We start from the raw sequence: 24,899 nt of genomic DNA, 5'->3' as shown, positions 1-24,899 counted from the left end.
CCGCCCGGGAAATTGCGCGGCACGTTTTCGTTCAGGATCATGCAAGAGGCCCAAACGAAAACGGCCCGCCGAAGGTTGCTTCGGCGGGCCGGGTCAAAGTCTGAAGGGCGGGATGTCAGCCGACGAAGGCTTTTTCGACGACGTATTCCGCCGGATCCGAATTCGCCCCTTCGCGCAGGCCGAAACCTTCGAGGATTTTCTTCAGGTCAGTGTTCAGGCCGATCGACCCGCAGACCATCGCGCGATCCGTTTCGGGCGTGATGCCGTCAATTCCGAGGTCGCGGAAGATCGTACCGTCTTCCAGCAGATCGGTGACGCGGCCCATCCGGGGGCTCTGTTCACGTGTGGTGGTCGGGTAGTAGACCAGCTTGTCGGCAAAGCCTTCGCCCATCAGTTCGGCCAGCATTTCGTCATTGCGCACATCTTCGACCAGCTTGCGGCCATATTCCAGCTCTGCCACGTCGCGGCAGGTATGGGTCAGGATGATCTGGTCGTAATCCTCATAGGTCTGCGGTTCGCGAATGAGCGACGCAAAGGGCGCGAACCCTGTGCCGGTCGCAAAGAACCACAGCCGCTTGCCGGACAGCAAAGCGTCATGCACCAGCGTGCCCACGGGCTTGGGCCGCAGGATGATCTGGTCGCCCGGTTTGATGTGCTGAAGGCGCGACGTCAGCGGGCCGTCCTGCACCTTGATCGAGTAGAACTCCAGCTCTTCATCCCATGCGGGGGAGGCGATGGAATAGGCGCGCAGCAGCGGCTTTTGCTTGCCGGTCTTGGGGTCGGGATCGCCCATCAGGCCGATCATCACGAATTCGCCCGACCGGAACCGCAGCGTTTGCGGCCGCGTCACCCGGAAGGAAAACAGACGGTCCGTCCAGTGTTTTACATCGGTGACGGTCTGGGCGTCGGGAAGGGTCGGGGTGGCCTTGACGGCGCTGGCTTGGGTCACGGGCTTCAACTCGGTCATGTTCATGTCATCCGGTGGCTAAACCGGTATCTCCTATTAAGCTTTGATCCATGTCAGAGCAAAGGCGGCGAATGGTCTCAAACGCCGCCCGTGCCAGAAAAGATGCGGTTGTGCTAGCCGCGCAGGCGCGCCTGATAGTCGTTGTCGGTCCAATCGGCACGGAATTGCCACTGGTCCTCGGGCTGGCGCGCGGCCAGATCGTCGCTGATCTCGACCTCGTCGAACCCGGAACGGCGCGCCATCGCGTATTGATCGGCGATCACATGGCCACGGGCACGAAGGCGCCCTTTGTAGCCGCGCAGACGCAGCAACCGCGCCAGCGTGAACCCGCGCCCATCGGCGAAGCTGGGGAAATCGATCCGCACCATGTGCAGCGTGTCCAGCTTGTCAGCCAGCGCTTCGACATCGGCATCGCTGGGCAGGTCCAGCGCCGTTACGTCATTTGCGGCCTCTGCAAGCTCTGTATAGCCGCGGGTCCAGTCGTCAGGGCCAAATCCCGTATCGGTGACGATCACGCTCATGCTGTCTCTCCTTTTCGCACCATCCGGCCATCGACCATGTGGATGCCGCATTCTGTCTTGTCCTGTCCGCGCCAGCGCCCGGATCGCGGGTCCTCGCCGGGGGCAACCTTGCTGGTGCAGGGCGCGCAACCGATCGAGGGGTAGCCCTGCGCCACCAACGGGTGCCGGGGCAGGCGGTTTTCGTCCATATAGGCGCGCACGTCATCGGGCGCCCAATGGGCCAGCGGGTTGACCTTGATCCGGCCGGTATTCTCTTCGGCCTCGAAGAACTCCATCGCGGCGCGCGTGCCCGACTGGAACCGCTTGCGTCCGGTGATCCAGCCGCCGAATTCCGCCAGCGCGCGGTTGAGCGGCACGGTCTTGCGCAGATCGCAGCAGGCATCCGTATCGCTGAAGCGCAGCGCACCGTAAGGATCACGGTCTGCCAATTCGCTGTCGGATGCGCGGATCACCCGCACATCGCTCAGGCCCAGCCGCTCGCTCAGATCCTGCTGATAGACCAGCGTTTCCGCAAAAAGCATCTGGGTGTCGATAAAGAGCACAGGTGTGCTCCGGTCCGTCACCGCAAGCAGGTGCAAAAGCACAACGGATTCCGCGCCGAAGCTGGACACAAGCGCCAGCTTGCCCGCCAGCGGATCGTCCAGCGCCGCGCGCAGGACAGAGGTCGCCCCATGATGCCTGTAGCGCGCGTTCAGCTCTGCCACGCGCGCGTGCAGATCCGTGACCGCTTCGCGCCGCGCGCTGTCAGGCGTGGCTATGGGCGTGTCACGCGGCATTTGCCCGGCTTTCCTGTTTCTCAGGGTACAGCGCTGCCTTGAACGGGTCGGCGCCAAGGCGGCGATACGTTTCAAGGAAGGTCTCGGACCGGTCCGTGCGCAGGTCAAGATAGGCATAGACCAGACGTTCGATGGCCGGGATGACTTCGTCCGCGGCAAAGCCCCGCCCGGTGCGTGCGCCCAAGGCTGCGGTTTCGGTGTGATCGCCGCCCAGCGTGATCTGGTAGTTTTCCACCCCCGCGCGGTCCAGCCCAAGGATCCCGATATGACCGACATGGTGATGCCCGCAGGCGTTGATGCAGCCCGAAATCTTGATCTTGAGCGCGCCGATGTCATGCTCCAGCTTCAGCTCGTCAAAGCGGGTCGCGATCTCTTGCGCGATCGGGATCGAGCGGGCCGTGGCCAGCGCGCAGTAATCCATGCCGGGGCAGGCGATGATATCAGAGATCAGCCCGATATTCGCCGTGGCCAGCCGTTGCGCCTCGAGCTCGGCATGGATCGCGGGCAGGTCCGATTTGTGGACATGCGGCAGGATCACGTTCTGCTCGTGGCTGATGCGCAGCTCGTCATGGCCGTAGCGTGCGGCCAGATCGGCCAGAAGGCGCATCTGATCGGCGCTGGCATCACCGGGCGTTTCGCCCTGCGCCTTGAGGCTGACCTGAACGATGGCATAGCCGTCGGCGCGGTGGGGCGCGAGGTTGGTGTCGGCCCAGCTGCGGAAGACCGGGTCTTCGGCATAGGCGGTATCAAACGCATCTGTCGGCGCTGTGCGGAAGTCGGGGGCCGCGAATTGCGCTTCGATCCCGGCAAGGATCTGCTGGTCGACACCGTTGAAGGCTGTGCGCAGCAGGGCGAACCGCTCCTCCACGCGGGCGCGGATATCGTCGATGCCATGTTCATGCACGGTGATCTTGATGCGCGCCTTGTACTTGTTGTCGCGACGGCCCAGCAGGTTCCAGACGCTGACGATCGCCTCAAGATAGGGCAGCAACTCGGCGCGGGGCAGGAACTCCCGGATGACCTTGCCGATCATCGGCGTACGGCCAAGCCCGCCGCCCACGATGACCTCGAATCCCGGCTCGCCATTCTGTTCGACCATACGCAGGCCGATGTCATGCGCCTTGGTCACGGCACGGTCATTGGGGGACCCGGTGACGGCAATCTTGAACTTGCGGGGCAGGAACTGGAATTCCGGGTGGTCGGTCGACCACTGCCGGATCAGCTCTGCCACGGGGCGGGGATCGGCGATCTCATCGGCTGCGGCGCCCGCGAAATGGTCTGCGGTCACGTTGCGGATCGTGTTGCCCGATGTCTGGATCGCGTGCAGCTGCACTTCTGCCAGCGCATCCAGAATATCCGGCACGTCCGACAGTCTGGGCCAGTTGTACTGGATGTTCTGGCGGGTGGTGAAGTGACCATAGCCCTTGTCAAAACGCTCTGCGATATAGGCAAGCTGGCGCATCTGGGCGCTGGAAAGCGTGCCGTAGGGGATCGCCACGCGCAGCATGTATGCGTGCAACTGGAGATACAGACCGTTCATCAGGCGCAGAGGGCGGAATTCGTCCTCTGTCAGGCTGCCGTCAATGCGGCGCTCGACCTGCTGGCGGAACTGGGCGTTGCGGGACGCCACGAAGGCGGCGTCGAAATCGGAATATTGATACATGAGTGCGTCCTTTCGGGTGAGCGCGACCACATCTCTTTGCAAGAGATTTGCAGAAAACCGTTCGTCACGGTTTCCGAGGTCAGCGCTGTGCCTGCTTTCCGTGGAAATAGTTTGATGGGCCGGTGCGCCGGAATTCCTCGCGGAAATGCGTGGGCTCGGGCCCGGTCACGCTGGGTTTGACATCGGCGAGATAGGCGCCGACCACCTCTGCCTGACGGCTCTCTGCCTCCAGCAGCCGCAATTGCGCGTGCGCTTCGTCGGTGAGGACCTCGGCCTCGGTCAGCTCGCGCGTCCAGCTGTCATCGGCGGCAAGGTAGATCACGTCGCCCTCGATCAATGCGTTGGCGGTGATGACCTTTGGGGTGAAAATCCGGGACATGTCAGGCAAGCTCCTGTTGCGGAATGTCATTCAGAACAGCGGCCGCGGCACGGGGTGCCAGGCCAAAGAAGGTGAGGGCGGGGCCGTTCATCGCGGCCTCCGCAAGGTCGTTGGGCAGTGTCGCGAGCGTCGAGGACAGCACTTTCTGGTCCGCGCGGCTCGCATTCTCGATCACGGTTACGGGCGTTGCGGGGTCAGCGCCATGCATGAGAAGGCGGCCCTGAATGAACCGGGCCGATTTTTTGCCCATATAGATCGCGGCCACCTCGCCACGGCTTGCCAATGCGCGCCAGTCGTGATCGGCGAAACCTTTCGTGTCATGGCCGGTAAGAAACCGGACCGACGAATTGCGCCCCCGCCTCGTCAGGCTTTGCCCGATAGAGGCGACAGCGGCGGAGGCTGCAGTGATGCCGGGCACGATATCCCACGCGATACCGGCATCGTCGCAGGCGTCAATCTCTTCATCAAGGCGGCCAAAAACGGTGGGGTCACCGCTTTTCAGGCGCACAACTGCCGCGCCCGTGCGGGCATGCGCCGCGATGAGGGCATTGATGTCCTCTTGCTTCATCGAGGGGCCGAACCCCTCCTTGCCTGCATCGACAAGAGACGCGCGGGGACCGGCAAGAGCCAGGACTTCGGGGCTGATCAGGCGGTCATGGATGATCACGTCTGCCTCCTCCAGCGCGCGCCGGGCCTTTACGGTCAAAAGCTCGGGGTCACCGGGGCCTGCGCCGACAAAGGCAACCTTGCCGCGGTTCTGACGAATGCCGGAGGGCCGTGTTTGCGCGCGTGCCGGGCTGGGCGCGGGGCGCTTTGCCATCCCCCCCAACACCATCCGCAGAAAGCCAGCAAGCTTCAACACGCCTGCGCGGGGCAGGGATGTGTCCGTTCCGTCAAAGAGGGTCGGATTAAGCGGCATGGCGCGGTCCTTGGGTGTTCGTCTGTTGCGTCCCTCAATATAGGAAAATTTCCCCAATTTTGCCTAGACGCTTGCCTGAATAAGGATGATTGTTCTAGTAGTCGGCCCAGCGGAAACATTTTTCCCGTAAATGCGTGGAAGGGCGAAACCATGGCGCGGATAGACGACACAGACCGGAAAATCCTCAAGGCTTTGCAGGAGGATGCCGGTCGATCACTGGACGATATTGCCAGAGAAGTCGGGTCGTCGAAGACCCCGGTCTGGAATCGCATCCGCAAGATGCGCGAGGCGGGCATCATAGGGCGGCAAACCGTTTATCTGGACGCCGAAGCGCTGGGATTCGAGGCCTGTTTCTTTGTCCTGATCCGTACCAGCGAACATGAAGCGACCTGGCAACAGGCCTTTCTAAAGGCCCTGCGTGATCGCCCGGAAGTGCAGGAAGCGCACCGGCTTGCGGGGGATATCGACTATATCCTGAAGGTGCGGGTCAAGAACGCCCGCGCCTATGACGCCTTTTATCAGGCGCTTATCTCCGAGGTGCGGGTGCATAACGTGACCGCGCTTCTTTCGATGGAAGAGATCAAATCGACCACGGCCCTTCCACTTTGAGAAGGTGACTAAAATGGGCGCTTCCGCGCGCTCTTTTTTCAGAAAGATGCGATGCGACGCAAATCTCCGGCGCCGCGCGTGTTGTTGGGGCCTGCAACTGCCCCGGCGGCGACTGTCGCTTTCGGGGCTAGCTCTTGCTTGCAGCGACGCGGAAGCCGCAATTTCCGATTGATGTGTCAGGGTCGTTCTGCGTCCGGGAATGCACGTGGTAGCGGTCGCAATAGCTGGCGTGGCAGAGGTAGGATCCGCCTCTCTGCACCCGCGCCCTGCCGCTTTCCGGGCCCTGCGGATCACGCGCGGGGCCGTTCGGTCGGGTTGACCCGAACCAGTCCTGAACCCATTCCCAGACATTGCCGGAGCAATTGTAGAGCCCGAAGCCATTCGGGGAAAAGGCGGTGACGGGGGCGGTCCCGAGATAGCCATCTTCGGCCGTGTTATGGTTTGGAAAATCACCCTGCCAGGTGTTCATCGCAAATTCTCCGTTTGGCGTCATCGCGTTGCCCCACGGGAATTTCTTGCGTTCCAGCCCGCCGCGTGCGGCGCGTTCCCATTCTGCCTCGGTCGGCAGTCGCAGCCCGGCCCATTGGCAATAGGCCAGCGCATCGTACCAGGCGATATGCACGGCGGGGTGGTCGGGCTTGTCCTGCCAGGTTGTGCCCGGACCTGTGGGCGCAGACCAGCAGGCGCCATCCACCTTGCGCCACCATGGCAGTCCCGGCGGGGTCTCGGGCCAGCGCGTGGCGTCGTCGAGCATGAGGTGAAACACAAAGGTCCAGCCCCAAACCTCTGCTACCGTGCGGTAGCCTGACGCCGCGACGAAACGGGCAAATTCGGCATTGGTGACGGTGGTGGCAGAAATGAGGAAGGGAGATACCTTTACCTTTACGCGGGGCGAGTCGAGATCGGCCGGATAGGTGCCCTTACGCGTTCCCATCTCGAAAAAACCGCCGGGGATTTCCAGCAGTTTCGCGCGCAGTTCTGCCTGAATATCGGCCGGGGCGGGTGCCACGGCTTTGGCATCGGCCATCCAGTCATGATCCGACAGTTCGGTCGCGCTGGGGATGCAGCAGCCCTTGACCCCAGTGGCCGGGGTGGGGGACTCCTCTGCCGAATTCGGGCGTTCGTCTTTCATTCAAGCCTCTCGATGGTCTCAGGCAGCGGGGTACAGCCGATGTTGATCGGGGTGCCTGCCTGCAGGTTCCCCAAGGATAACCGCCAAGCAGCGCAAGGCCAACTCGACTTCGCGTATTTGTGGGGGGCGAGGTTTGGTCAGTCCGTGTCGGTCACAATGCGGTATTCCTGCAATTCCCCCGGCAGAAAGACGTAGATCTCGTCAGGTGGCGTGAGCAGGGCAGGCTGCATGGCCCGCAGATCAATACCCATGTCCTGAAGGAAGGACATTACCTCGCCCTGACCACGCTGGATCGATTCCACGGCGATAAACGCGGGCAGGATCGTGTTTTCGCCGAAATAATGTTGATGCACGCCGACTGACGCCTGATCTGCCACGGTACGCGTTGTCCCGCCCATCAGGATATAGGGGCAGGCTGACAGGCACACCGTGCTGCCCGTCAGCTGGGTGTGCAGGCCCGCGTCGCGGATGGCCCGACCGATCTGCAAGGCATCCCGGACAGAGCCGCCGGGCGAATGCAGGGCAATCCGGGCCGTATCGGGGTTGGAGGCAAGCGCGTCGGCAAAGCGTGCCGCGTCGCCCTCGCGGATCGTGCCGCTGATGACAAGCCCCGGAGCCCCGTCGATCTCGCGCGGCTCGAACAGCAGGCGCGAGGGCATGTCGGCGGGGATGCCGTAGGGCAGGGTGCCGGGTTGCATCGGGCGGGGCGAGGGCGTGAAGCGGCGCGTCTGGTCGCCGGGCTCTATCGGTGTGTCCAGGGCGGGCTGCCGCGACGGGCTGAGCAGGTTTGGCAGGGCCGCCCCCATGTCGCCCGCGATCAGCAACAAGGCGATGGCAACCTGCAATCCAAGGATCAACCGCATGACGCCGCGTGCGCCGAAAGATGAGGCGCGGGTGGCCGTCATGAGCGTGACCTTTCCGGGTCGAGCGGGACGGGATGCGGGCCCTTACGGTCCTCGGCGCTGGCCTCGGGTCGTGCCTCGACCGGTGGGGCGGGCTGCGGTGGGCCTGCGACGGCCTCCACATCGCGCAGGGCGATCACCGCGGCACGGAGCTCCGAAAGCGTCATGCGATCCTCGACGGGCACGTTGCGGCGGCCTGTGCGGATGGCGCCTTGCGCCACGGCGATGATCAGGACCAGCACGGCGGGCAGCAGATCAATCGCGATCGCACCCGCCCAGGAGGGCACAAAATCACCCGCATAGCGGATCACGGCGTCGGCGGTGCTGATGGGCGTATAGGCGGTCTCTTCCGGGGCGGGCAGATCCATGACTTCGCGTGCCGCTCCCTGCAAAGTCTGGGCGCGCTGCCCCAGCACATCCATGACAGACGCAATCGTTGCCTGCTGGTCGTTGCGGTCATCCGCGCTGCGCCCGTCAAGCTCTGGCAGGACGACGGCTGCTGCAAGGTCGGCCGCGGCGCGTTCGACCAGCGGCGCGACAGACAGCTGGCGCAGGGTGGTGATGACGCCGGCCAGACGCACTGCTTCTTCCGAGAAGATGACCGATCTCGCCTCGACCGGGCCGGTTTCCACCGTCAGTTCACGCATGCGTTTGAGGATCGCATTGCCCTCGGCAAAGGACGCCTCGACCAGCGCGGACTGGCTGGAGATCTGGCTTTCCAGCCCGGCAAGCTCTGCCGATTTCTGGCGCAGGATGCGGAACACCGCGCCCCGCCCGGCAAGCCCGGACAGGTTTCCCTCTGCCTCCTGCTGGGACAGGTCGTCGAGTGTCGAGCGCACGCGCGCCACGTCGCGTTCCAGCCCCTGCGCCGCGACGGCGACGGAATGCGACTGCTCCAACGCACCCTGATAATCCTGCACCGTCCGGGCAAGGTGTTGTTCAACTGCGGCGGATCCCGCAAGCGCGGCTGCGTTCAGCCAGCTCGACATCGCGATGATCGCGCCAGAGCCCAGCAACATGCACAGGACCAGACCGATCCGGCTGGCCGCGGTCTGCATCGCGGGCAGCAGGCGCATCAGGTAGGACCAGAACACGAAAATGCCCACCGACACGGCAATGGAATAGGCCGCGGCGGCGAAAAAGCTGAGCGCACCGGTATCGTCCAGAAGCGAAGAGACCCCAAGATAGGTATAGATCCCCGAAGCTGTTGCCAGCACCCCAAGGGACGTGCCCGTGATCGTGTCCAGCCAGCCAAGGTGCCCTTCAATCTCGCGCACGTCGCGCATTCTTTGGGTCTGCGCCGTGGTCTCGTCGGTCATGGTTCTGCGGTTCCCTTGATCTGGATCATTCAGCGCCTTGGTGCTTCGATATATTAAATGGGTCATGCGCCGCCGAAGACCATAGGCTGCGTCTTGTCAAAGTGCCAACGAATGCTATCTTCAAGATGTATGAGAACCAGGAGTTCACCCATGCCAAAGTTGATCCGCCTCTACATCACTCAGGTTGCCATCGGTTTCGGGATTTCCGCGGCCTTCGTCTTTGGCCTTCTATGGTTTGACGTTGCAGGTCTGGGCCATCTTGTAGGGCAAAGCGATGTGGGTTTTCTGGCGGCCCTGATGCTTTGGGTGTTCAACGGGATCGTCTTCGCGGGCGTGCAGTTCGGGATTTCGGTCATGCGCATGCAAGAGCGTGACGAGGGCCCCCGTGGGGGTGGCCGCGCGCGGGAATACGCGATGGTTCCGGCAAAAGCCGAAAGCCGCAAGCGTCTGCTTTAATTCATTTTTTGGGATGCACGCCCCGGCGAACCGGGGCGTGAAGCGGCGGGACCACACCAACCGTGTGGTTATCTCATTCCCGAGGACCTGTATATACAGGTGGGCGCCAGGTAACCGGACCAGGATCCGGACAGAGCCAGCTCCCTCGGAATTGCTTAAGGCCACCGGAATGCAACCGTAAACGAGAAGGGCAGTACCCGCCACGCGCTTAGGTAATGCGCGGGTGCGCTCGCGGCAAGGGGTGTCACGAAATATCGTGCAACTGACCCATGAAGCCGTGCCAGCCTTTGTCCAGCGCCATGACCAGCCCGTAGCCTTCAGCGCCTTCGGGAAGCCCGGAATGCTCCAGCATGAGTTTCGTGCCGCCCTCTGATTCCTCCAGCGTCCATGCGACGCGGGTCATGGCACCTTGCAACGGACCGACGGTGAAATCCCAGAGCAGAGCGCTGTGCGGCGTCGCGCTGGTAACGCGGCCCCAGCACATGCGGTCGCCGTCCTTCTGGCTGTAAAGTTCGAAATCCTTGCCCTCCACCAGATCGGCGCGGGCGGGATGGAACCACTTTGCCAGCAGTTCGGATTTGGTTAGATGCGCCCACACCGTTTCCGGTGACGCGCTGAGGAAGACTGATTTGTTGATCGTGTGGGTCATGTCCTGTCCTTTTCATCGGGGGCAGAGCTGTCCTCTGCCAGGGTGGATTGCAGCGCCGAGAGCTTGTCGTCCCAGAACCGGTCGAACCATGAAAGCCAGTCCGTCACCGGACGCAGCGCCTCTGCATTGAGCGAGGAGAGCCGTTCGCGGCCATGGGTTTCGAACCGGATAAGGTTCCCTTCCTCCAGCACGCGCATGTGTTTGCGCACGGCGGCACGGGTCATATCGAACCGGTCCGCGACCTGGCCGATGCTCATCCGGTTCTGCCCCAGCATCCGCAGAATGTCGCGGCGTGTCGGATCGGCGAGCGCCCGGAACGCGGGTTGTAGATCAGGCTGCATAAAGCGTCCTTTCGTGATACCGTTTGGTTTCATCTTTATGGGGTACCAAATGGTATCATGTCAAGGGGCTTGAACTTCGTTCATCTTTTGTTCACAATTTGTCGCATGAAAGACGATCTGCAACCCGGACAATTGCTGGCCCGAGGGGTCGCGCGGCATCTGCTGGCGCTTGGTTTCGTATCCGTGGAGGAGTTCGTCCCGGATCGCGGCCTGCGCGTCGATGTTGCAGGGCTGGGCCCGAAAGGCGAGATCTGGGTGGTCGAATGCAAATCCAGTCGGGCGGATTATATGGCCGATGGCAAGTGGCAAGGCTATCTGGGTTGGTGCGACAGGTTCTTCTGGGCCGTCGATCAGGACTTCCCGACCGATATGCTGCCCCCGGAAACGGGGCTTATCATCGCCGACGCCTATGATGCCGAAATCCTGCGCATGGCGCCGGAAGAGAAGCTCGCTGCCGCGCGCCGGACCGTTTTGACCCGCAAGATTGCGCAGCACGCCGCGCGTCGCCTGCAAAGCCTGCGAGACCCGGATGCGGCGATCTGGGGCTAATGCGCGGCCACCGTCGCGGCCCGCGCTACGTGGTCAGCGCTTGCCACCACGTTTCACTGCCGTCGCGGCGGCGCGGATTTCCTCGGCGATCTCTTCCGCCTCTTCCGGCTCGAAATCCATCGGGATCTCCAGGTCGCCAGCATAGACGAACAGACGCACCATCCCCTGATCCGTGGGGCCGATCTGCAGGTTCGCTTCGATATCTTTTTCGGTGTTGATGCCCATCGGTCTTCTCCCAGTGATGGCGCGGAGCTAGCGCTTTACCCGTTGATTTGCAAGCCGGGCTCTGCTTCGGTGTGGCGCATGACGCAAGTTCACCTTCGTAATCTGACCCATGGTGATATCGGCTGGCTGGTCCAGCAACATGGCGAGGCCTATGCCCGCGATGAAGGGTTCGACATCAGCTTCGAGGCTTTGGTGGCTGAGATCCTCGCAGATTTCGCCCGCAATCACGACCCCAGGGGGGAACGTGGCTGGGTTGCGCATCGCGGCCTCGAACGGTTGGGCAGCATCTTTTGCGTGCGTCAGGATGACACGACCGCCAAGCTGCGGTTGTTCTATCTGGTCCCCGAGGCGAGCGGGTTGGGGCTGGGCAAGCGGCTCTTGTCCGAATGTATGGGGTTTGCGCGGGAAAATGGGTATCGCCGCATGGTGCTTTGGACCCATCAGAGCCACCGTTCCGCCTGCGCGCTTTACCGTGCGACGGGCTGGCGCGAGACGCGGTCAGAGCCGAAACATTCCTTTGGCGTGGACGTGGTGGAGCAGGGGTTCGAAATTGATCTGTAAGCCGCCGATTTCCTGCCGCAAGGGGCTTGCAATCACAAGCGCATGGCGGTATCCCGCCCGCCAGTGCCGCCTTAGCTCAGTTGGTTAGAGCGCTGGATTGTGGATCCAGAGGTCCCCTGTTCAAGCCAGGGAGGCGGTACCATCTTCCCCCCATCCTTTTTCGGCCGATCAGTGCGGCGTATTTGCCGCCGGTTTCGCCTGTGACATGCCTGCCTGCTGAGTCGGCGCGGCCTTTGCGGCAGGCGGCCCTTACATGAAGTCAGGGCAGGTCGCGGGCGGGCAGGATCTTGCCGCGACACGCGCCGAATCCGATCCGAAAGCCATCGCCCCTGGCCGCGCCGCGAAGCGTCAGCGTGTCGCCATCTTCCAGAAAGGTGCGGGTCTCGCCGCTGTTCAGCGTCAAGGGCTCCCTCCCGCCCCAGCTGAGTTCCAGAAGGCTGCCGCGATTTTGCTTTTCCGGGCCAGAGATCGTGCCCGACCCCAGAAGATCCCCTACACGCATGGGGCAACCACTGCTGGCGTGATGGGCCAGTTGCTGAGCGGCTGAATAGTACATTTCGCTGTAATTGGTGCGCGACAGGATGGTCTCGGGCTTACCCTCGGGCGCCAGGCCGACCTCCAGCTCGATGTCAAAGAGCATCGGGCCGGGTTCGCGCAAATAGGGCAAAAGCTCCTTTTCGCGCGGGGGCGTGGAGGTGCGAAACGGCTCCAGCGCCGCTTTGGTCACGATCCACGGGCTGATTGTGGTGGCGGTCGCCTTCGCCTGAAACGGACCAAGGGGCGCATATTCCCACGCTTGAATATCGCGCGCGGACCAATCGTTCAGCAGCACGTAGCCAAAGATCATGTCATCGGCCTGCTGAACGGTGATGGGCCCGTCTGAAGGGGTGCCGACGATTGCGCCCATCTCCAGCTCCATATCGAAGCGTTTGGAGGGCCCGAAGACGGGGGCGTCCATATCGGGGGATTTGAGCTGACCGTTGGGGCGGATCACGTCCGTCCCGCTGACAACGACAGAGGACGCGCGCCCGTTATAGCCGATGGGCATGTGCAGCCAGTTGGGCGGCAACGCATTGGCCGGGTCGCGAAACAGGCTGCCAACGTTGAAAGCGTGATGTCGGCCGGCGTAAAAATCGGTGTATTCAGTAACGGTGAACGGCATTTCCATCGCAGCCCGCGCCATCGGAACAAGATGCTTTTGCAGGTCGCCTTGGCGGGGGGATCCGTCGCCAAGGGCGTCGGTCAGGAAGGCCCGGAATTCCGCCCAGTGCTGCGGCCCGAGCGCCATGAAACGATTCCAGGTGCCTTCGGCAAAGACATTGTCCTGCGGCAAATCCAGCAGGCCAACCTGTTCCAAAGCACTGACATCCAGAATTTGCGATCCGATGGCGACCCCGCAACGGCGCGATGTCTGGGGAGTCACAAAGCTGCCATAGGGCAGGTTGTTCAGCGGAAAGTCAGTCTCTGCTGCATTTGCGCTTTCAACCCAGGAGCGGAGGAGCTGTGTCATCGTCATTCCTTCAGCGGGGGCGCGGCCGGACAACAGATCCGGGTCATTTCTTGCCGGGCGTGCCATCGAATTTCTTTTCCAGATCGGCCCAGCAGTCGATGTAATCGTCCTGCAGGGGCGCCTCATTCCCGGCGAATTCGGTCAGGTGCTGGGGGAACCGGGTCTCGAACATGAACGACATGGTGTTGTCGAGCTTGTCCGGCCCCAGATTGGCATTCGACGCGCCCTCGAACGCATTCCTGTCCGGCCCGTGCGGCAACATCATGTTGTGCAGGCTGATACCGCCGGGGATGAACCCTTTGGGCTTTGCGTCATACTGGCCGTAGATATTGCCCATCAGCTCGCTCATGACATTCTTGTGGTACCAGGGCGGGCGGAACGTGTCCTCTGCCACCATCCAGCGTTCACGGAACAGCACGAAGTCGATATTGGCGGTGCCCGGCGACGAGGATGGCGCGGTCAGAACGGTGAAGATTGACGGATCGGGGTGATCGAACAGGATCGCGCCGACAGGGCAATAGTTGCGCATGTCATATTTGACCGGCGCGTAATTTCCGTGCCACGCGACGACGTCCAGCGGGGAATGCCCGATCTTTGTCTCGTGAAACTGTCCGCACCATTTGATCGTCACGGTCGATGGCACCTCGCGGTCCTCGAAAGCCGCCACGGGGGTCTTGAAGTCGCGCGGGTTGGCCATGCAATTGGCCCCGATCGGGCCACGGCCCGGCAGCTCGAACTTCTGGCCGTAATTTTCGCAGACAAAGCCGCGCGCGGGGCCCTCCAGAACCTCGACCCGGTAGACCAGACCACGCGGGAGAATTGCGATCTCCTTGGGTTCGATGTCGATGATCCCCAGCTCTGTCGCAAAGCGCAGGCGGCCCTCCTGCGGGACCACCAGCAGCTCGCTGTCGGCAGAGTAGAAATAGCTGTCCATCATGCTCTGATTGACCAGGTAGATATGCGTGGCCATGCCCACCTGCGTATTCACATCGCCCGCCGTCGTCATCGTGCGCATGCCTGTCAGCCACGTGAGCGGCGCGTCCGTGTGCGGCACCGGATCCCAGCGATACTGGCCAAGGCTGGTCACGTCCGGCACGACATGCGGCGCGGTCTTCCAATAGGGCAGCGCGATCTTTTCATACCGATGCGAATGTTTGACGGAGGGCCGGATCCGGTAACACCATGTGCGCTCGTTCTGGTGGCTGGGGGCGGTGAAGGCCGTGCCGCTCAGCTGTTCGCCGTAAAGACCGAAATTGCATTTCTGCGGACTATTCATGCCTTGGGGCAGGGCGCCGGGCAGGGCCTCTGTCTCGAAATCATTGCCGAAACCGGGCATGTACCCCGGCGTGATGGTCTTGCCGTCAGCCTGCACAACCGGTCTTGCATCCATGTTGGTCATCTTGCATCTCCGTTCGAGAAGGGCGCCAGATCAAAGGCGGGTGGCTTTAAGGGTCGGCTATTTCGCGGCGGCAAGCGCCTGTTTCAGCACGTCGCGGTCGCCGATATGGTTTGCGAGGATCAGGATCAGCCGGGCATTCAGGGCGTCGCTTTCGTCTTTCGTCAGCCCCTCATGCGCGGCCAGCAGATCGGCATAAAGGTCATCGGGGCGGTCAATATTCGGGTCCAGATTCAACGCGCTCATGGCTCTACCTCCATTCCGAGTGCCCGGCGCACGGCGCGGGCGATCCGATCCTTGTCAAATGCCGGAAAGCGCGCGGCCACGTGCTGATCCGGGCGGATCAGGTAGACGGCGCTGTCGCAGTCGCCCAGATAGCGGGCCTTGAGCTGTCCCGAAGGGTCGTCGGCCACCGATAGCGCAATGTTCCGGACCTGGATGCCCTCTGCCTCGATCTTGTCAGGGGCCTCGGCATCGATGGTCAGCAATACGAAATCCTGCCCCAGCCGCGACAGCAGAAAGCCGTCACCAATCGGGGCGTCGGGGCAGGGCGATCCGGGGCGGCTGCGCGCCGGTCCGTCCAGCGCATCCGCGCTGTTCAAAGCAGAACCATCATAGGTGCACGGCACTGACAGTCGGCCCGAATTCACCAAGGGCCGCGCAAAAGCGTATTTCTCGCTGAGGTCGAGGACAGCATCGCGAAAGATCCGGCTGGCTTCGGATTTGGGCGTGATGAAATCGGTAGAGCGGGTGGAGTTCAGAATGTTCTCATCCGCGCCATGGGCGCGCTCGGTATCGTAGCTGTCCAGCAGGGCAACGGGGGCCGTCCCATCGATGACCAGCGCAAGTTTCCACGCCAGATTGTCGGCATCCTGCACGCCGGAATTCGCGCCGCGCGCCCCGAAGGGCGACACCTGATGCGCGGAGTCCCCGGCAAAGAGCACGCGGCCATGGCGAAACTGCTCCATCCGGCGGCACTGGAAGGTGTAAATGCTGACCCATTCCAGTTCGAAATGCACCTCTTCGCCCAGCATCGCCTTGAGGCGGGGGATGACGTTCTCAGGCTTCTTTTCCTCGGCCTTGTCGATGTCCCAGCCCAGTTGCAGATCAATCCGCCAGACACCATCGGGTTGCTTGTGCAGCAGCGCTGATTGGCCCTTGTTGAACGCGGGATCAAACCAGAACCATCGCTCTGTCGGGAAATCGGCCTGCATGACCACGTCTGCGATCAGGAAGTTGTCCTCGAACACCCGACCGACGAAATCCAGCCCCAGCATTCTGCGCGTGGGAGAGCCCGCACCGTCGCAGGCGATCAGCCAGTCGGCCTCGACATTGTAAGGGCCCTCGGGCGTATCCACCTCCAGCGTGACATGATCGTCATGGGTGCCCACCGCGCTGACCTTGTTCTCGCCGCGCAGGTCAATCTGCTTACCCTCGGCCTGCAAGTCGCGAATGCGTTCCAGCAGGTGAAGTTCGAAGTAATATTGCTGCAGGTTGATGAAGGCCGGGCGCTGGTGGCCATCCTCGGGCTGCAGGTTGAATTCGTAGATCCGCCGGTCGCCGAAAAAGACCTTGCCCTTGTTCCAGACGACCCCCTTGTCGACCATGGGCTGGCCACATCCCAGCCGATCAAGAATTTCCAGCGGGCGCTTGGCAAAACAGATGGCGCGCGAGCCGGAACTGACCCTGTCATTGTCATCCAGCACGACCACCGGAACGCCCTTGTGGGCAAGATCAATGGCGATCGTGAGCCCGACCGGCCCCGCGCCGATGATAACGACCGGGTGGCGCACGGGGATCGCCGCGTCCTGATCGGCGCTGCGTGCATAGGGGTAAAGCGCCGTCTCAAATATCTTGGTCATCGCGGTCCTCCCTCCGTCGTCGTATGCGAGTGCCATACCGGTAGATATTCTAGGGCTCTTGCGCGCCATCCTGCATCAGTCGCCTGTGTCAGTCTCGGAAACTGCTTCAGTGACACTAGCTTCAGTCACAGTTTCGGAGGTGTCCTCGTGATCACTAGCGTCTTCGTCCACCCTTTGGCGGACGCTTTGCGCGGTCATCCCAATTGTCGCTGCGAAGAAACTTGACGCAGCAAGTGTCGGGACGACCCAGACCATTTTATCTGTCAGCATGGCTGCGGTGTATGAAGGAATTAACACGACTGCCGCTTTCAGCGAGGCCTCTTTGAAATGGATGATGCGATTCATGGGCTAGCCTTGCAAAGCCTCCCACATCTCGATGTCTCGCTGGGCCGTCCAGATGCGCGGGGTGTCGATGCCGCGCGCCTCGTCATAGGCGCGGGCGACGTTGAAGGGCAGGCAGTGTTCGTAGATCGCGTAGTCCGCGAATTTGGGGTCGCATTCGGCGCGCACGGCGTCCCATGCCTCTTTCAGGCTGCCGCCCCGTGCGGCGACGCGCGCAGCGGGGATATAGGTGCTTTCGACAAAATCGCGGGTGTTTTCCAGCGCGGCATTGACCATGTCCCGACCAAGAAGGGCATCGCCCCGGCCCGGCGCAATGGCGTCCAGATCGAATGACGCGATATTGTCGAGCGTTTCGCCCCAGTCGCTGAAATGCCCGTCGCCGCAATAGCAGGCGCTGTGATATTCCACGATGTCGCCGGTGAACATGACGTTCTGATCGGGCACGTGGATGACGATATCGCCTGCCGTATGCGCGCGGCCCAGATGCATCAGATCGACCCGGCGATTGCCAAGATAGATGGTCATTGCATCATTGAATGTCGTCGTGGGGTAGGTGAGGCCGGGAATGCTTTCATGCCCTTCGAACAGACGCGGGAACCGCTGGAATTCGCTGTCCCAGTCTTCCTGTCCGCGTTCGACAACCATGGCACGGGCCTGCTCGCCCATGATGATCTGATCGGCACCGTAGGCGGAGGCCCCCAGCACCCGCACGGCGTGGTAATGGGTCAGCACCACATGGCTGATCGGCTTGTCGGTGATGCTGCGCACCTTTTCGATCACCATGTTGGCAAGGCGCGGGGTGGCCTGCGCCTCGACGATCATCACGCTGTCATCGCCGATGATGACGCCGCTATTGGGATCGCCCTCGGCCGTGAAAGCCCAAAGCCCGTCGCCCACCTCGGTAAAGCTGATCTTCTTTTCGCTCATGTCGCCCTGCGACGCGAAAGCCTTGGCCATTTCGAGATCCTCCTAATGCGCAAGTCCGAACGCAGCGCCGGTTGCCTGTCGCGGGTGTTGTCATGCCCTCAGCGCGGGTCATTTCAGCTGCAACGATTTTCCTTGCGAAAACGCCATTTGTCAATATCATTTCATATGAAACGAAATGCTCTGAAAGCCGCTGCGATGCCTGCCCCAGACTTCAATCTTTCGGATTTTCTGCCCTACCGGCTGGCCGTTCTTACCGCGCGGGTCAGCAAGTTGCTGGCGTCGATCTACGAGGAACGGTTTGGCCTGACCATGCCCGAATGGCGCGTCATGGTGCATGTCGCGCGCTCTGAAAAGGTCTCGATCCGCGAGATCCACAATTGCGTGAACCTTGAAAAACCAAGCGTCAGCCGCGCGGTGGCAAAGCTGGAAGAGGCGGGGCTGCTGGCAAAGGCGACAAGCGCGCGCGACCAGCGCCTTGTAGAGATCGTCTTGACCCCGGAGGGCCAGAAGGTTCTGGAGGCCCTGATCCCCGAGGCACTGGCCGTCGAAGCCCGCCTGCTGGGGGCGCTTTCGGAAGGTGAGCGGGAACAGTTTTCAGAGCTGATGGAGCGTTTGCACCGGGAACTGGACCTCAATCCCGATGCACCCAAACGCTCTGCCAAGGACCTTCCAAGCTCGGGGTCATCGCGCTTGCCCGCCGAGTAACGTCTTGCTTCGCGCCCACGCCCACCAGATTATCGGGCGTCGCGCTGTACCGGGTCAGCCCTTGTCAGAACGAAGCGCAAGCCGGAGCGCGGCGAGCAGATCATCGCGCCCGACCGGCTTCATCAGCCGGATATCTTCGGGGCGCAGACCGTTACCGTGCACGGTCGCCTCGCTGGCATAGCCGGACATGAAAATGACGGGAAGATCGGGGCGGATCTCTCGCAGGGCCCGCGACAGGGTTGTGCCCTGATGGTCCCCGGGCATGACAATATCGGTCAAGAGCAGGTCGTAATTCGGATCGGCGTCAAAAATTCGTTTCGCCTCGTCGCCCGACCGGGCCGGGGTGACGACATAACCGGCCCTTTCAAGCGTCGCGACAAGAATGCGGAGCACCTCTGCTTCGTCTTCCGCGACAAGCAGCCTGCGCCCCTGACCCTTGTTGAACTCTTCATCGGCAGCGGGAAGGGGGGCATCAAACGCGATGTCGGTTTGGACAGGGAAATAGAGCTTGAAGGTCGTGCCGACCCCGTCCTCTGAATAGACCTGCACCGTACCGTTCGATTGCCGCATGAACCCCTCGACCATCGACAGGCCCAGACCGGAGCCGGATCCCGGGGCCTTGGTGGAATAGAACGGCTCGAAGATGTGTTCGATCTTGTCGTCGGGGATGCCATGGCCGGTATCGGAGACGGCAAGCATCACATATCTGCCCGGGTTCAGAACCTCGTCTCTTGTGTCGATATAGGCTTGATCGATGCGCACATTCGCCGTCTCGATGGTCAGCTTGCCGCCACCTTCCATCGCATCGCGCGCATTGAGGATAAGGTTCAGAAGCGCGCTCTCGGTAGAGCTTGGATCTGCCTTGACCGGCCACAGACCGGCCAGAAGCGATGTCTCGATCAGGATATTTGCCGGAAGTGTCCGGCCCGCCCAATTCTTGGTGTCGCGCACAAACTTGTTCAGATCGATGGTCTTGGGTTCGAGCGTCGCCTTGCGCGCGAAAGCCAGCATGTTCCGCGTGAGGTCCGCGCCGCGATAGATTGCGGCAATGGCGTTGTCGATCAGCTCGACCTGATCCTCGTCCGTGATTTCGTCCCGCAGCAATTCGAGGTTCCCCAAGACGACGGCCAGCAGGTTGTTGAAATCATGTGCCACACCGCCGGTTAGCTGGCCGATGCTGTCATGCTTCTGGGCCCGATGCGTCATTGCCGTTTGCTCGATCAGCTTCGCCTGCGCCTCGACCTCTCGGGTAACGTCCAGAAATACCCCGTCCATATGAACCAGATTGCCGTCAGTGCGGGGCGTCCCCACGCGGTCTTCCAGCCATTTCACATTCCCTGCGCGATCCGTGATCTTGTGCCGACGGGTAAAGCCCACAAGCTGTCTGGCCGACTGGCGCATTGTGTCCAGCATATCGTCCAGATCATCCGGATCATGCGCGCGCACCAGGATTTCCTTGTCGGCCACGATATCCTGCGCAGTATACCCCCACAGCTTCTCGCATTGGTCCGAGACATAGGCGATCCTGAAATCGCCGGTCTCGTCCACATCGAAACTCATCAAAACGCCCGGCAGGTTATTCGCGATTTCGGCAAGGCGTGTCTCGGCCTCGTGGCGTTGCCGGTGCACTTCTTTCATGTCGGTGATGTCTGCCGCCACACCGATGATCCTGCGGACATCGCCATCGGGCCCTCTATCCACGAACCAGTTTGTCCGCACGGAGGCAATCTGGCCATTGGGGCGACAAATCCGGAACTCGTATTCCGGCACGTCTTGTGAGCCCGCCCAAATGGCCTTGTACGTGGCAAGCGTGTCCTCGACATCGTCGGGATGAACGCGAGCGAGCCAGTCCGCATTTGGCACGATATCGGCGTCGCGGTCCATTCCGAGGATCGCCATGGTGCCCGCGTCAAGATACATCGTGTCTTCGCCAGCCTCGGCAACAAACACACCCAGACCGGCCGAGCGCGTCGCAAGCTCGAACCGGGTGGGGCGGCGGACGCGTCGGGCAAAGTATTTCGCGAGTTTCAGCGTGGCGGCCGTGATTCCAGTGGAGACCAACCCAGCGAGGAAAATCACCGCGATGGTCCCGACAGACCGTTGGATGGGCCCGGCTGTGGAAGCGACGATAAAAAGCAGACTCTGCGCCAGTAAGCAGGCAAGCATGATCTTGGCAATGGCCAGCAGCGACAGGTCGGGCCAGCGCCGCTCTGGTCTGCGCTTCGGGATCACGACGCCCGCGAAGGCCAGTCCGACACAAACGATACCGTTCACGATCAAGGCGGGCTCTGCCGTCAAAATCAGCGCAACAATTGCGAAGACCGAGGCAATGCCTGCCGCAATCGGCCCGCCGAGATATCCAGCAAGGATCAGCGGCCCCGATCTGCCATCAATCGACAGGCGTGGCACGTCGTAGGCAACCGGATTGAGCATGAAAACAAACCCGAGAACTCCCAGGCCGATTCCGACAAATAGATTGCGATGCGTGGTGTCTATCGGGGTGGGAAGCGTGGAAAAAAACGCAAACGCGCTGAACCCGAAAAGCAGAAGCAGGGCCAAGTCATGAAAGAACCAAAGAAGCATCCAGCTGACCCCAATACCAATCCACAATATGGGCCCGGCCGCCTGTTCAGCATGGCCCCGTACCTATTGAGTGTCTATCGTCTGAAATTAAAGTCAACAGCCGAGAGAATGATTGAATTGTTAACGAAGCAGGTAATTCTTTCAGCTTAAGTGGGCTTTTTTGTGCAGAATTCCGATGGCGCAGGCGCTCATTCCCAAAGAGGCGAGTAACGCAATGTGGTTACCGGGCGGGTTTTTCCGAAAGGGTGAAAGAAGGCGCGATTTTTTCATAATCGTAATCGGCACTTGCGGGAATTAACGAATTCCACGCCTTGGATGTTTTGCGAAGAGTTTCTGAATTGCCAATCGCGATTGCAGATTAGCGAAACGTGATGAAAAGGCGCCGGTAATGAGAAAAAGGGCCCGCGAGGTTTGCATCGGGACCGCATGGGTAGGGGGGGCGGAAGTGCCAGATGTGCAGCTCAGGACTGCTGTTCCGGCTGCTCCTGCTCTTGCTGAGGATGGTCGAACGTGGCCCAGGGACGCGCCGTGCCCGTTTCGGGAAGGCTATCCTTGTTTTCATTGCGGTGGATATGGGTCTTGGCAATGAAATGTCCGGTGATCGGCGCGGTCAGAAACAGGAACACGGTGATCATCAATTCGTGAAAGGACAGGTCGCGCTCGATCAGGCCGAAATACAGCATTGATGCGATCAGCGCGCCGCCGACGCCCAGCGTGGTTGCCTTGGTAGGGGCGTGCAGACGCATCATCGGATGGGGCAGCTTGATCAGGCCAAAAGAGCCGACAATTCCAAAGATGCCACTGATGACGAGCCCGGCAGAGATAAGGATTTCCACAAACATATCCGGCCTCACTCGATGATGTCGCCACGCAGCATGAAGCGCGTGTAGGAGACGGTGGAAACGAAGCCGGTCATCGCGATGATCAGCGATGCCTCGAAATACATGGTGCTGCTTTGGTGGATGCCGAACAGGGTAATCAGGGCGATGATATTGATCACCAAGGTGTCCAGTGCCAGCACGCGGTCGCCAACGCCGGGGGCGATCACGATGCGGTAGATATTCATCAACAGGGCCGCGCCATAGCAGGCCAGGGCAAACAACAGGGCATATTCGATCATTCGAAAATCTCCTTCAGGCGGCGTTCGTAACGGTCCTTGATCTGGTCGCGCACGGCATCGGGGTCTGGCGCGTCGAGGCAATGCACCAGAAGCGCCTTGCCGCAGGCAGACACGTCGCTTGATACCGTGCCCGGCGTCAGGGTGATGGTGCCTGCAAGGACGGTGATCGCCTCGGGCGTGCGCAAATCCAGCGGGATGGTGACCCAGGCGGGATGGGTATTGGCGTTGGATTTGAACAGGATGATATAGGCAACCTCTACATTCGCGACGATAATATCCCAGATCACGATCGCCGTGTATTCGATGATTGCCAGCGGGTTGCGCAGGCGGGGCCGGTTGGGCCAGTAAGCTGCCGTCACGAAGGGGATCACCAGCCCCAAAATCAGCCCAAGCAACAGGTTGCCGGGTGTCAGCTTGTTGACCAGCATCTGCCAGACGATGATCAGCGTGAGCGTCAGCAGCGGGTGGGGAAGGAGTTTACGCAACATCGCTTAGTGCCCCTCTTCCGTGGCGTGGGTATCGGTTTCACCATGACCATCATCGGCGTCGCCATGTCCCTTTGCGCCGTAACCTGCATCGCCGCCGACGCGCTCCGGCCCGGTCAGCACCGCGTCAACATAGCCTTGCCGCTGATACAGCTGCCCGGTCGTGGCGCTCAGGTAGCTGGTAACCGGCCCTGCAAAGACGGTCAGCAGGATAATCCCGGCGAGGAGCGAAAAGGCTGCGGTGAAGGCCAGCCCCTGCGCGGGTTCCGGGGCGGCCTCAGCGGGCGCGTCTGCGGGTTCGGCACTTTCTTCCGGCGCTTTGGTTTTCCAGAACACCGCGCTGCCGCCTTGGGCAAAACCGACAATTGCGATCAGAGAGGTGACGAGGATCACGGCCCAGATCAGGCCTGCTCCGGGCAGTGGCCAGACGGATTTGAGGATCAGCAGCTTGCCGACAAAGCCCGAAAGCGGCGGCATGCCCGCCATGGCAATCGCCGCAGCAAAGAACAGCGCTGCAATCAGCCCCTGTTGGCGAAAGGCGGGCAGGCTGGCATAGCCGTCGGAACTGCCCATCCGCCGCTCGCGCACCATGTCGACGGTCAGGAAAAGAAGCGCCGTGGAAAGCGTCGAGTGCAGGATGTAGTAAAGCGTGGCGGTGGTGGTCTCGGGTGTAAAGGATGACATCCCGATAAACACCGTTCCCATCGATCCGATTACGGCAAAGGCTGCCAGCCGCCCCAGGCGGTTGGACCCAAGAACGCCGATCATCCCGATGGTGATGGTGATCAGCGCGGCCCCCAGCAGAAGCGGTTCCACGACATCGGCGATATCGGGCAGGTCCGGCCCGAAGATCAGCGTGAACACCCGCAGGATCGCGTAGGCGCCAACCTTGGTCATGATTGCAAAAAGGGCGGTCACCGGGGCGGGGGCCTCGGCATATGTTTCGGGTAGCCAGAAGTGCAGCGGCAAGAGGGCGGCCTTGATCGCGAAAACCGTCAGCAGCAGCACTGCTCCCACCCGGATCAGCGCGATGTCGCTTTGCGGGATCTCGGACACGCGCACCGCCAGATCGGCCATGTTGAGCGTGCCGGTCGTCGCGTAGATCGTCCCCAGGGCAAACAGGAACAGGGTGGAGCCCAGCAGGTTGAACACCACATATTGCAGGCCAGCGCGCAAACGGCGCGTGCCGCCCGCGTGGATCATCAGCCCGTAAGAGGCGATCAGCAACACTTCGAAGAAGACGAAAAGGTTGAACACGTCGCCCGTCAGGAAGGCGCCCATGATGCCCATGACCTGAAACTGCATCAGCGCATGGAAATGGTTGCCGCGCCGGTCCCAGTCGGTTCCGGCCGCATAAACCGTGACGACAAGGGCCAGCACTGCCGTCAGCAGCACCATCATCGCCGACAGACGGTCCAGCACCAGCACGATGCCAAAGGGGGCGGGCCAGTTGCCAAGGTCATAAACCTCGATCACGCCGGTGGAGGCTTGTACCGCCAGACCGGCCGCGATGGCGATCACGGCGGTCAGCCCTGCGATGCTGAATATACGCTGCAACAGCACGTGGTGGCGCATCGACATGACGATGATTGCTGCCATGACTGCGGGCAGAACGATGGGGGCAATGATCCAGTGGGTCATTCGACGGCTCCCGGCTCTGCTTCGGGGATGGGATCGGGGTCGTCTATGTCGATCTCGTCGGTTCGCGACGACAGGTAGGCGCCAAGCGCCAGCATCACGACCACCGCCGACATGCCGAAGGAAATCACGATGGCCGTCAGCACCAACGCCTGCGGCAGCGGATCGGTATAGCCCGCCGCGTCATCGCTGAGGATCGGGGGCATGTTCACCACCAACCTGCCCGAGGCGAAGAGGAACAGGTTCACCGCATAGGACAGCAAGGACACGCCCAGGATCACCGGAAAGCTGCGCAGGCGCAGAACGAGGTAGATGCCGCCGGCGGTCAGAACGCCAATTGCACTGGCCAGAAGAAGCTCCATC

29 protein-coding genes and 1 tRNA gene are annotated in these 24,899 nt (G+C 61.6%); 6 read left to right on the top strand and 24 right to left on the bottom strand.

Features of this window, described 5'->3' with window-relative positions; translation table 11 throughout:
- Positions 1 to 115: 115 nt before the first annotated feature.
- The 6 genes from EDD52_RS02285 to cobA form a co-directional block, all read right to left on the bottom strand.
- On the bottom strand, positions 116 to 967 hold the full coding sequence (locus EDD52_RS02285; RefSeq protein ID WP_132241404.1) for a ferredoxin--NADP reductase: 852 nt from the start codon (positions 965 to 967) through the stop codon (positions 116 to 118).
- A 113-nt stretch (positions 968 to 1,080) separates the two neighbouring features.
- On the bottom strand, positions 1,081 to 1,488 hold the full coding sequence (locus EDD52_RS02280) for a DUF934 domain-containing protein (RefSeq protein WP_132241403.1): 408 nt from the start codon (positions 1,486 to 1,488) through the stop codon (positions 1,081 to 1,083).
- Positions 1,485 to 2,264 (bottom strand): phosphoadenylyl-sulfate reductase, encoded by a 780-nt coding sequence (locus EDD52_RS02275; RefSeq protein ID WP_132241402.1) that lies wholly within the window; start codon positions 2,262 to 2,264, stop codon positions 1,485 to 1,487. Before EDD52_RS02275 ends, EDD52_RS02280 begins: the two co-directional genes overlap by 4 nt.
- Positions 2,254 to 3,927 (bottom strand): nitrite/sulfite reductase, encoded by a 1,674-nt coding sequence (locus EDD52_RS02270; RefSeq protein ID WP_132241401.1) that lies wholly within the window; start codon positions 3,925 to 3,927, stop codon positions 2,254 to 2,256. Before EDD52_RS02270 ends, EDD52_RS02275 begins: the two co-directional genes overlap by 11 nt.
- Positions 3,928 to 4,006: 79 nt before the next feature.
- The gene (locus tag EDD52_RS02265) at positions 4,007 to 4,306 is read right to left on the bottom strand and encodes a DUF2849 domain-containing protein (protein ID WP_132241400.1); all 300 of its coding nucleotides are present in this window, start codon (positions 4,304 to 4,306) and stop codon (positions 4,007 to 4,009) included.
- Position 4,307: 1 nt separating this feature from the next.
- Positions 4,308 to 5,225 (bottom strand): uroporphyrinogen-III C-methyltransferase, encoded by a 918-nt coding sequence (gene cobA, locus EDD52_RS02260; protein ID WP_132241399.1) that lies wholly within the window; start codon positions 5,223 to 5,225, stop codon positions 4,308 to 4,310.
- A 150-nt stretch (positions 5,226 to 5,375) separates the two neighbouring features.
- Between cobA and EDD52_RS02255 the strand changes: the two genes are divergently transcribed.
- Positions 5,376 to 5,834, top strand: a complete 459-nt coding sequence (locus tag EDD52_RS02255; protein WP_132241398.1) for an Lrp/AsnC family transcriptional regulator — start codon at positions 5,376 to 5,378, stop codon at positions 5,832 to 5,834.
- A 127-nt stretch (positions 5,835 to 5,961) separates the two neighbouring features.
- On the opposite strand, the gene EDD52_RS02250 is transcribed toward EDD52_RS02255, so the two are convergent.
- The 3 genes from EDD52_RS02250 to EDD52_RS02240 all read right to left on the bottom strand — a co-directional run bounded on the left by EDD52_RS02250 (position 5,962) and on the right by EDD52_RS02240 (position 9,187).
- Positions 5,962 to 6,966, bottom strand: a complete 1,005-nt coding sequence (locus EDD52_RS02250; protein WP_207905955.1) for a formylglycine-generating enzyme family protein — start codon at positions 6,964 to 6,966, stop codon at positions 5,962 to 5,964.
- A gap of 137 nt (positions 6,967 to 7,103) precedes the next feature.
- Entirely contained in the window at positions 7,104 to 7,871 is a 768-nt protein-coding gene (locus tag EDD52_RS02245) for a COG3904 family protein (protein WP_132241397.1), read from the bottom strand.
- Positions 7,868 to 9,187, bottom strand: coding sequence for a hypothetical protein (locus EDD52_RS02240; RefSeq protein ID WP_132241396.1), 1,320 nt, complete (start codon positions 9,185 to 9,187; stop codon positions 7,868 to 7,870). The genes EDD52_RS02245 and EDD52_RS02240 overlap by 4 nt, the downstream gene beginning before the upstream one ends.
- Before the next feature lie 150 nt (positions 9,188 to 9,337).
- Here EDD52_RS02240 and EDD52_RS02235 point away from each other — a divergent pair, with 150 nt between their 5' ends.
- Positions 9,338 to 9,643, top strand: a complete 306-nt coding sequence (locus tag EDD52_RS02235) for a hypothetical protein (protein ID WP_132241395.1) — start codon at positions 9,338 to 9,340, stop codon at positions 9,641 to 9,643.
- A 244-nt stretch (positions 9,644 to 9,887) separates the two neighbouring features.
- On the opposite strand, the gene EDD52_RS02230 is transcribed toward EDD52_RS02235, so the two are convergent.
- Together EDD52_RS02230 and EDD52_RS02225 are read right to left on the bottom strand one after the other, a co-directional pair.
- A complete protein-coding gene (locus tag EDD52_RS02230; RefSeq protein WP_132241394.1) occupies positions 9,888 to 10,292 on the bottom strand; it encodes an SRPBCC family protein in 405 nt (134 codons plus the stop codon).
- Positions 10,289 to 10,633, bottom strand: a complete 345-nt coding sequence (locus tag EDD52_RS02225) for an ArsR/SmtB family transcription factor (protein WP_132241393.1) — start codon at positions 10,631 to 10,633, stop codon at positions 10,289 to 10,291. The genes EDD52_RS02230 and EDD52_RS02225 overlap by 4 nt, the downstream gene beginning before the upstream one ends.
- A 105-nt stretch (positions 10,634 to 10,738) precedes the next feature.
- On the opposite strand from EDD52_RS02225, the gene EDD52_RS02220 reads away from it, so the two are divergent.
- The gene (locus tag EDD52_RS02220; protein ID WP_132241392.1) at positions 10,739 to 11,182 is read left to right on the top strand and encodes an MmcB family DNA repair protein; all 444 of its coding nucleotides are present in this window, start codon (positions 10,739 to 10,741) and stop codon (positions 11,180 to 11,182) included.
- A gap of 33 nt (positions 11,183 to 11,215) precedes the next feature.
- Here the strand turns inward: EDD52_RS02220 and EDD52_RS02215 are convergent, their stop codons facing one another.
- Positions 11,216 to 11,407, bottom strand: a complete 192-nt coding sequence (locus EDD52_RS02215) for a DUF6324 family protein (RefSeq protein WP_132241391.1) — start codon at positions 11,405 to 11,407, stop codon at positions 11,216 to 11,218.
- A gap of 78 nt (positions 11,408 to 11,485) precedes the next feature.
- On the opposite strand from EDD52_RS02215, the gene EDD52_RS02210 reads away from it, so the two are divergent.
- Both EDD52_RS02210 and EDD52_RS02205 read left to right on the top strand, forming a co-directional pair.
- The gene (locus tag EDD52_RS02210; RefSeq protein ID WP_132241390.1) at positions 11,486 to 11,968 is read left to right on the top strand and encodes a GNAT family N-acetyltransferase; all 483 of its coding nucleotides are present in this window, start codon (positions 11,486 to 11,488) and stop codon (positions 11,966 to 11,968) included.
- Positions 11,969 to 12,033: 65 nt separating this feature from the next.
- Positions 12,034 to 12,110 (top strand) — tRNA-His (locus EDD52_RS02205).
- A gap of 117 nt (positions 12,111 to 12,227) precedes the next feature.
- Here the strand turns inward: EDD52_RS02205 and fahA are convergent.
- The 6 genes from fahA to EDD52_RS02175 all read right to left on the bottom strand — a co-directional run bounded on the left by fahA (position 12,228) and on the right by EDD52_RS02175 (position 18,035).
- On the bottom strand, positions 12,228 to 13,478 hold the full coding sequence (gene fahA, locus EDD52_RS02200) for a fumarylacetoacetase (protein WP_132241389.1): 1,251 nt from the start codon (positions 13,476 to 13,478) through the stop codon (positions 12,228 to 12,230).
- Between the two features lie 43 nt (positions 13,479 to 13,521).
- The gene (hmgA, locus tag EDD52_RS02195; protein WP_132241388.1) at positions 13,522 to 14,877 is read right to left on the bottom strand and encodes a homogentisate 1,2-dioxygenase; all 1,356 of its coding nucleotides are present in this window, start codon (positions 14,875 to 14,877) and stop codon (positions 13,522 to 13,524) included.
- A gap of 57 nt (positions 14,878 to 14,934) precedes the next feature.
- Positions 14,935 to 15,120, bottom strand: a complete 186-nt coding sequence (locus tag EDD52_RS02190; protein ID WP_132241387.1) for a DUF2783 domain-containing protein — start codon at positions 15,118 to 15,120, stop codon at positions 14,935 to 14,937.
- Complete coding sequence (locus EDD52_RS02185; protein ID WP_132241386.1) at positions 15,117 to 16,736, bottom strand: FAD-dependent oxidoreductase; 1,620 nt, start codon at positions 16,734 to 16,736, stop codon at positions 15,117 to 15,119. Before EDD52_RS02185 ends, EDD52_RS02190 begins: the two co-directional genes overlap by 4 nt.
- 75 nt (positions 16,737 to 16,811) lie before the next feature.
- Entirely contained in the window at positions 16,812 to 17,081 is a 270-nt protein-coding gene (locus EDD52_RS02180) for a hypothetical protein (RefSeq protein ID WP_132241385.1), read from the bottom strand.
- A 3-nt stretch (positions 17,082 to 17,084) separates the two neighbouring features.
- The gene (locus tag EDD52_RS02175; protein WP_132241384.1) at positions 17,085 to 18,035 is read right to left on the bottom strand and encodes an MBL fold metallo-hydrolase; all 951 of its coding nucleotides are present in this window, start codon (positions 18,033 to 18,035) and stop codon (positions 17,085 to 17,087) included.
- Between the two features lie 165 nt (positions 18,036 to 18,200).
- Between EDD52_RS02175 and EDD52_RS02170 the strand changes: the two genes are divergently transcribed.
- A complete protein-coding gene (locus EDD52_RS02170) occupies positions 18,201 to 18,710 on the top strand; it encodes a MarR family winged helix-turn-helix transcriptional regulator (protein ID WP_132241383.1) in 510 nt (169 codons plus the stop codon).
- Positions 18,711 to 18,764: 54 nt separating this feature from the next.
- Here the strand turns inward: EDD52_RS02170 and EDD52_RS02165 are convergent, their stop codons facing one another.
- From EDD52_RS02165 to EDD52_RS02140, 6 genes are all read right to left on the bottom strand, one after another.
- A complete protein-coding gene (locus EDD52_RS02165; protein WP_243651806.1) occupies positions 18,765 to 21,143 on the bottom strand; it encodes a hybrid sensor histidine kinase/response regulator in 2,379 nt (792 codons plus the stop codon).
- A gap of 611 nt (positions 21,144 to 21,754) precedes the next feature.
- Complete coding sequence (locus tag EDD52_RS02160; protein ID WP_132241381.1) at positions 21,755 to 22,135, bottom strand: Na+/H+ antiporter subunit G; 381 nt, start codon at positions 22,133 to 22,135, stop codon at positions 21,755 to 21,757.
- Between the two features lie 8 nt (positions 22,136 to 22,143).
- Entirely contained in the window at positions 22,144 to 22,413 is a 270-nt protein-coding gene (locus EDD52_RS02155; RefSeq protein ID WP_132241380.1) for a K+/H+ antiporter subunit F, read from the bottom strand.
- Entirely contained in the window at positions 22,410 to 22,901 is a 492-nt protein-coding gene (locus tag EDD52_RS02150; RefSeq protein ID WP_132241379.1) for a Na+/H+ antiporter subunit E, read from the bottom strand. Before EDD52_RS02150 ends, EDD52_RS02155 begins: the two co-directional genes overlap by 4 nt.
- 3 nt (positions 22,902 to 22,904) lie before the next feature.
- Positions 22,905 to 24,539 (bottom strand): monovalent cation/H+ antiporter subunit D, encoded by a 1,635-nt coding sequence (locus tag EDD52_RS02145; RefSeq protein WP_132241378.1) that lies wholly within the window; start codon positions 24,537 to 24,539, stop codon positions 22,905 to 22,907.
- Positions 24,536 to 24,898 (bottom strand): Na+/H+ antiporter subunit C, encoded by a 363-nt coding sequence (locus EDD52_RS02140; protein WP_132241377.1) that lies wholly within the window; start codon positions 24,896 to 24,898, stop codon positions 24,536 to 24,538. Before EDD52_RS02140 ends, EDD52_RS02145 begins: the two co-directional genes overlap by 4 nt.
- Position 24,899 lies beyond the last annotated feature (1 nt).

It is taken from the genome of Primorskyibacter sedentarius, from assembly GCF_004342065.1.
In the GTDB taxonomy this organism is placed as follows: domain Bacteria; phylum Pseudomonadota; class Alphaproteobacteria; order Rhodobacterales; family Rhodobacteraceae; genus Primorskyibacter; species Primorskyibacter sedentarius.
The sequence above is the reverse complement of the archived record's forward strand: the minus strand, read 5'-3'. Positions and strand labels throughout refer to the sequence as shown.

Excerpts from the sequence above, each read along its gene's own strand:
- EDD52_RS02285 (WP_132241404.1), bottom strand. The coding sequence starts at position 967 with ATGACCGAGTTGAAGCCCGTGACCCAAGCCAGCGCCGTCAAGGCCACC.
- EDD52_RS02280 (WP_132241403.1), bottom strand. The coding sequence starts at position 1,488 with ATGAGCGTGATCGTCACCGATACGGGATTTGGCCCTGACGACTGGACC.
- EDD52_RS02275 (WP_132241402.1), bottom strand. The coding sequence starts at position 2,264 with ATGCCGCGTGACACGCCCATAGCCACGCCTGACAGCGCGCGGCGCGAA.
- EDD52_RS02270 (WP_132241401.1), bottom strand. The coding sequence starts at position 3,927 with ATGTATCAATATTCCGATTTCGACGCCGCCTTCGTGGCGTCCCGCAAC.
- EDD52_RS02265 (WP_132241400.1), bottom strand. The coding sequence starts at position 4,306 with ATGTCCCGGATTTTCACCCCAAAGGTCATCACCGCCAACGCATTGATC.
- cobA (WP_132241399.1), bottom strand. The coding sequence starts at position 5,225 with ATGCCGCTTAATCCGACCCTCTTTGACGGAACGGACACATCCCTGCCC.
- EDD52_RS02255 (WP_132241398.1), top strand. The coding sequence starts at position 5,376 with ATGGCGCGGATAGACGACACAGACCGGAAAATCCTCAAGGCTTTGCAG.
- EDD52_RS02250 (WP_207905955.1), bottom strand. The coding sequence starts at position 6,966 with ATGAAAGACGAACGCCCGAATTCGGCAGAGGAGTCCCCCACCCCGGCC.
- EDD52_RS02245 (WP_132241397.1), bottom strand. The coding sequence starts at position 7,871 with ATGACGGCCACCCGCGCCTCATCTTTCGGCGCACGCGGCGTCATGCGG.
- EDD52_RS02240 (WP_132241396.1), bottom strand. The coding sequence starts at position 9,187 with ATGACCGACGAGACCACGGCGCAGACCCAAAGAATGCGCGACGTGCGC.
- EDD52_RS02235 (WP_132241395.1), top strand. The coding sequence starts at position 9,338 with ATGCCAAAGTTGATCCGCCTCTACATCACTCAGGTTGCCATCGGTTTC.
- EDD52_RS02230 (WP_132241394.1), bottom strand. The coding sequence starts at position 10,292 with ATGACCCACACGATCAACAAATCAGTCTTCCTCAGCGCGTCACCGGAA.
- EDD52_RS02225 (WP_132241393.1), bottom strand. The coding sequence starts at position 10,633 with ATGCAGCCTGATCTACAACCCGCGTTCCGGGCGCTCGCCGATCCGACA.
- EDD52_RS02220 (WP_132241392.1), top strand. The coding sequence starts at position 10,739 with ATGAAAGACGATCTGCAACCCGGACAATTGCTGGCCCGAGGGGTCGCG.
- EDD52_RS02215 (WP_132241391.1), bottom strand. The coding sequence starts at position 11,407 with ATGGGCATCAACACCGAAAAAGATATCGAAGCGAACCTGCAGATCGGC.
- EDD52_RS02210 (WP_132241390.1), top strand. The coding sequence starts at position 11,486 with ATGACGCAAGTTCACCTTCGTAATCTGACCCATGGTGATATCGGCTGG.
- fahA (WP_132241389.1), bottom strand. The coding sequence starts at position 13,478 with ATGACACAGCTCCTCCGCTCCTGGGTTGAAAGCGCAAATGCAGCAGAG.
- hmgA (WP_132241388.1), bottom strand. The coding sequence starts at position 14,877 with ATGACCAACATGGATGCAAGACCGGTTGTGCAGGCTGACGGCAAGACC.
- EDD52_RS02190 (WP_132241387.1), bottom strand. The coding sequence starts at position 15,120 with ATGAGCGCGTTGAATCTGGACCCGAATATTGACCGCCCCGATGACCTT.
- EDD52_RS02185 (WP_132241386.1), bottom strand. The coding sequence starts at position 16,736 with ATGACCAAGATATTTGAGACGGCGCTTTACCCCTATGCACGCAGCGCC.
- EDD52_RS02180 (WP_132241385.1), bottom strand. The coding sequence starts at position 17,081 with ATGAATCGCATCATCCATTTCAAAGAGGCCTCGCTGAAAGCGGCAGTC.
- EDD52_RS02175 (WP_132241384.1), bottom strand. The coding sequence starts at position 18,035 with ATGGCCAAGGCTTTCGCGTCGCAGGGCGACATGAGCGAAAAGAAGATC.
- EDD52_RS02170 (WP_132241383.1), top strand. The coding sequence starts at position 18,201 with ATGCCTGCCCCAGACTTCAATCTTTCGGATTTTCTGCCCTACCGGCTG.
- EDD52_RS02165 (WP_243651806.1), bottom strand. The coding sequence starts at position 21,143 with ATGCTCAATCCGGTTGCCTACGACGTGCCACGCCTGTCGATTGATGGC.
- EDD52_RS02160 (WP_132241381.1), bottom strand. The coding sequence starts at position 22,135 with ATGTTTGTGGAAATCCTTATCTCTGCCGGGCTCGTCATCAGTGGCATC.
- EDD52_RS02155 (WP_132241380.1), bottom strand. The coding sequence starts at position 22,413 with ATGATCGAATATGCCCTGTTGTTTGCCCTGGCCTGCTATGGCGCGGCC.
- EDD52_RS02150 (WP_132241379.1), bottom strand. The coding sequence starts at position 22,901 with ATGTTGCGTAAACTCCTTCCCCACCCGCTGCTGACGCTCACGCTGATC.
- EDD52_RS02145 (WP_132241378.1), bottom strand. The coding sequence starts at position 24,539 with ATGACCCACTGGATCATTGCCCCCATCGTTCTGCCCGCAGTCATGGCA.
- EDD52_RS02140 (WP_132241377.1), bottom strand. The coding sequence starts at position 24,898 with ATGGAGCTTCTTCTGGCCAGTGCAATTGGCGTTCTGACCGCCGGCGGC.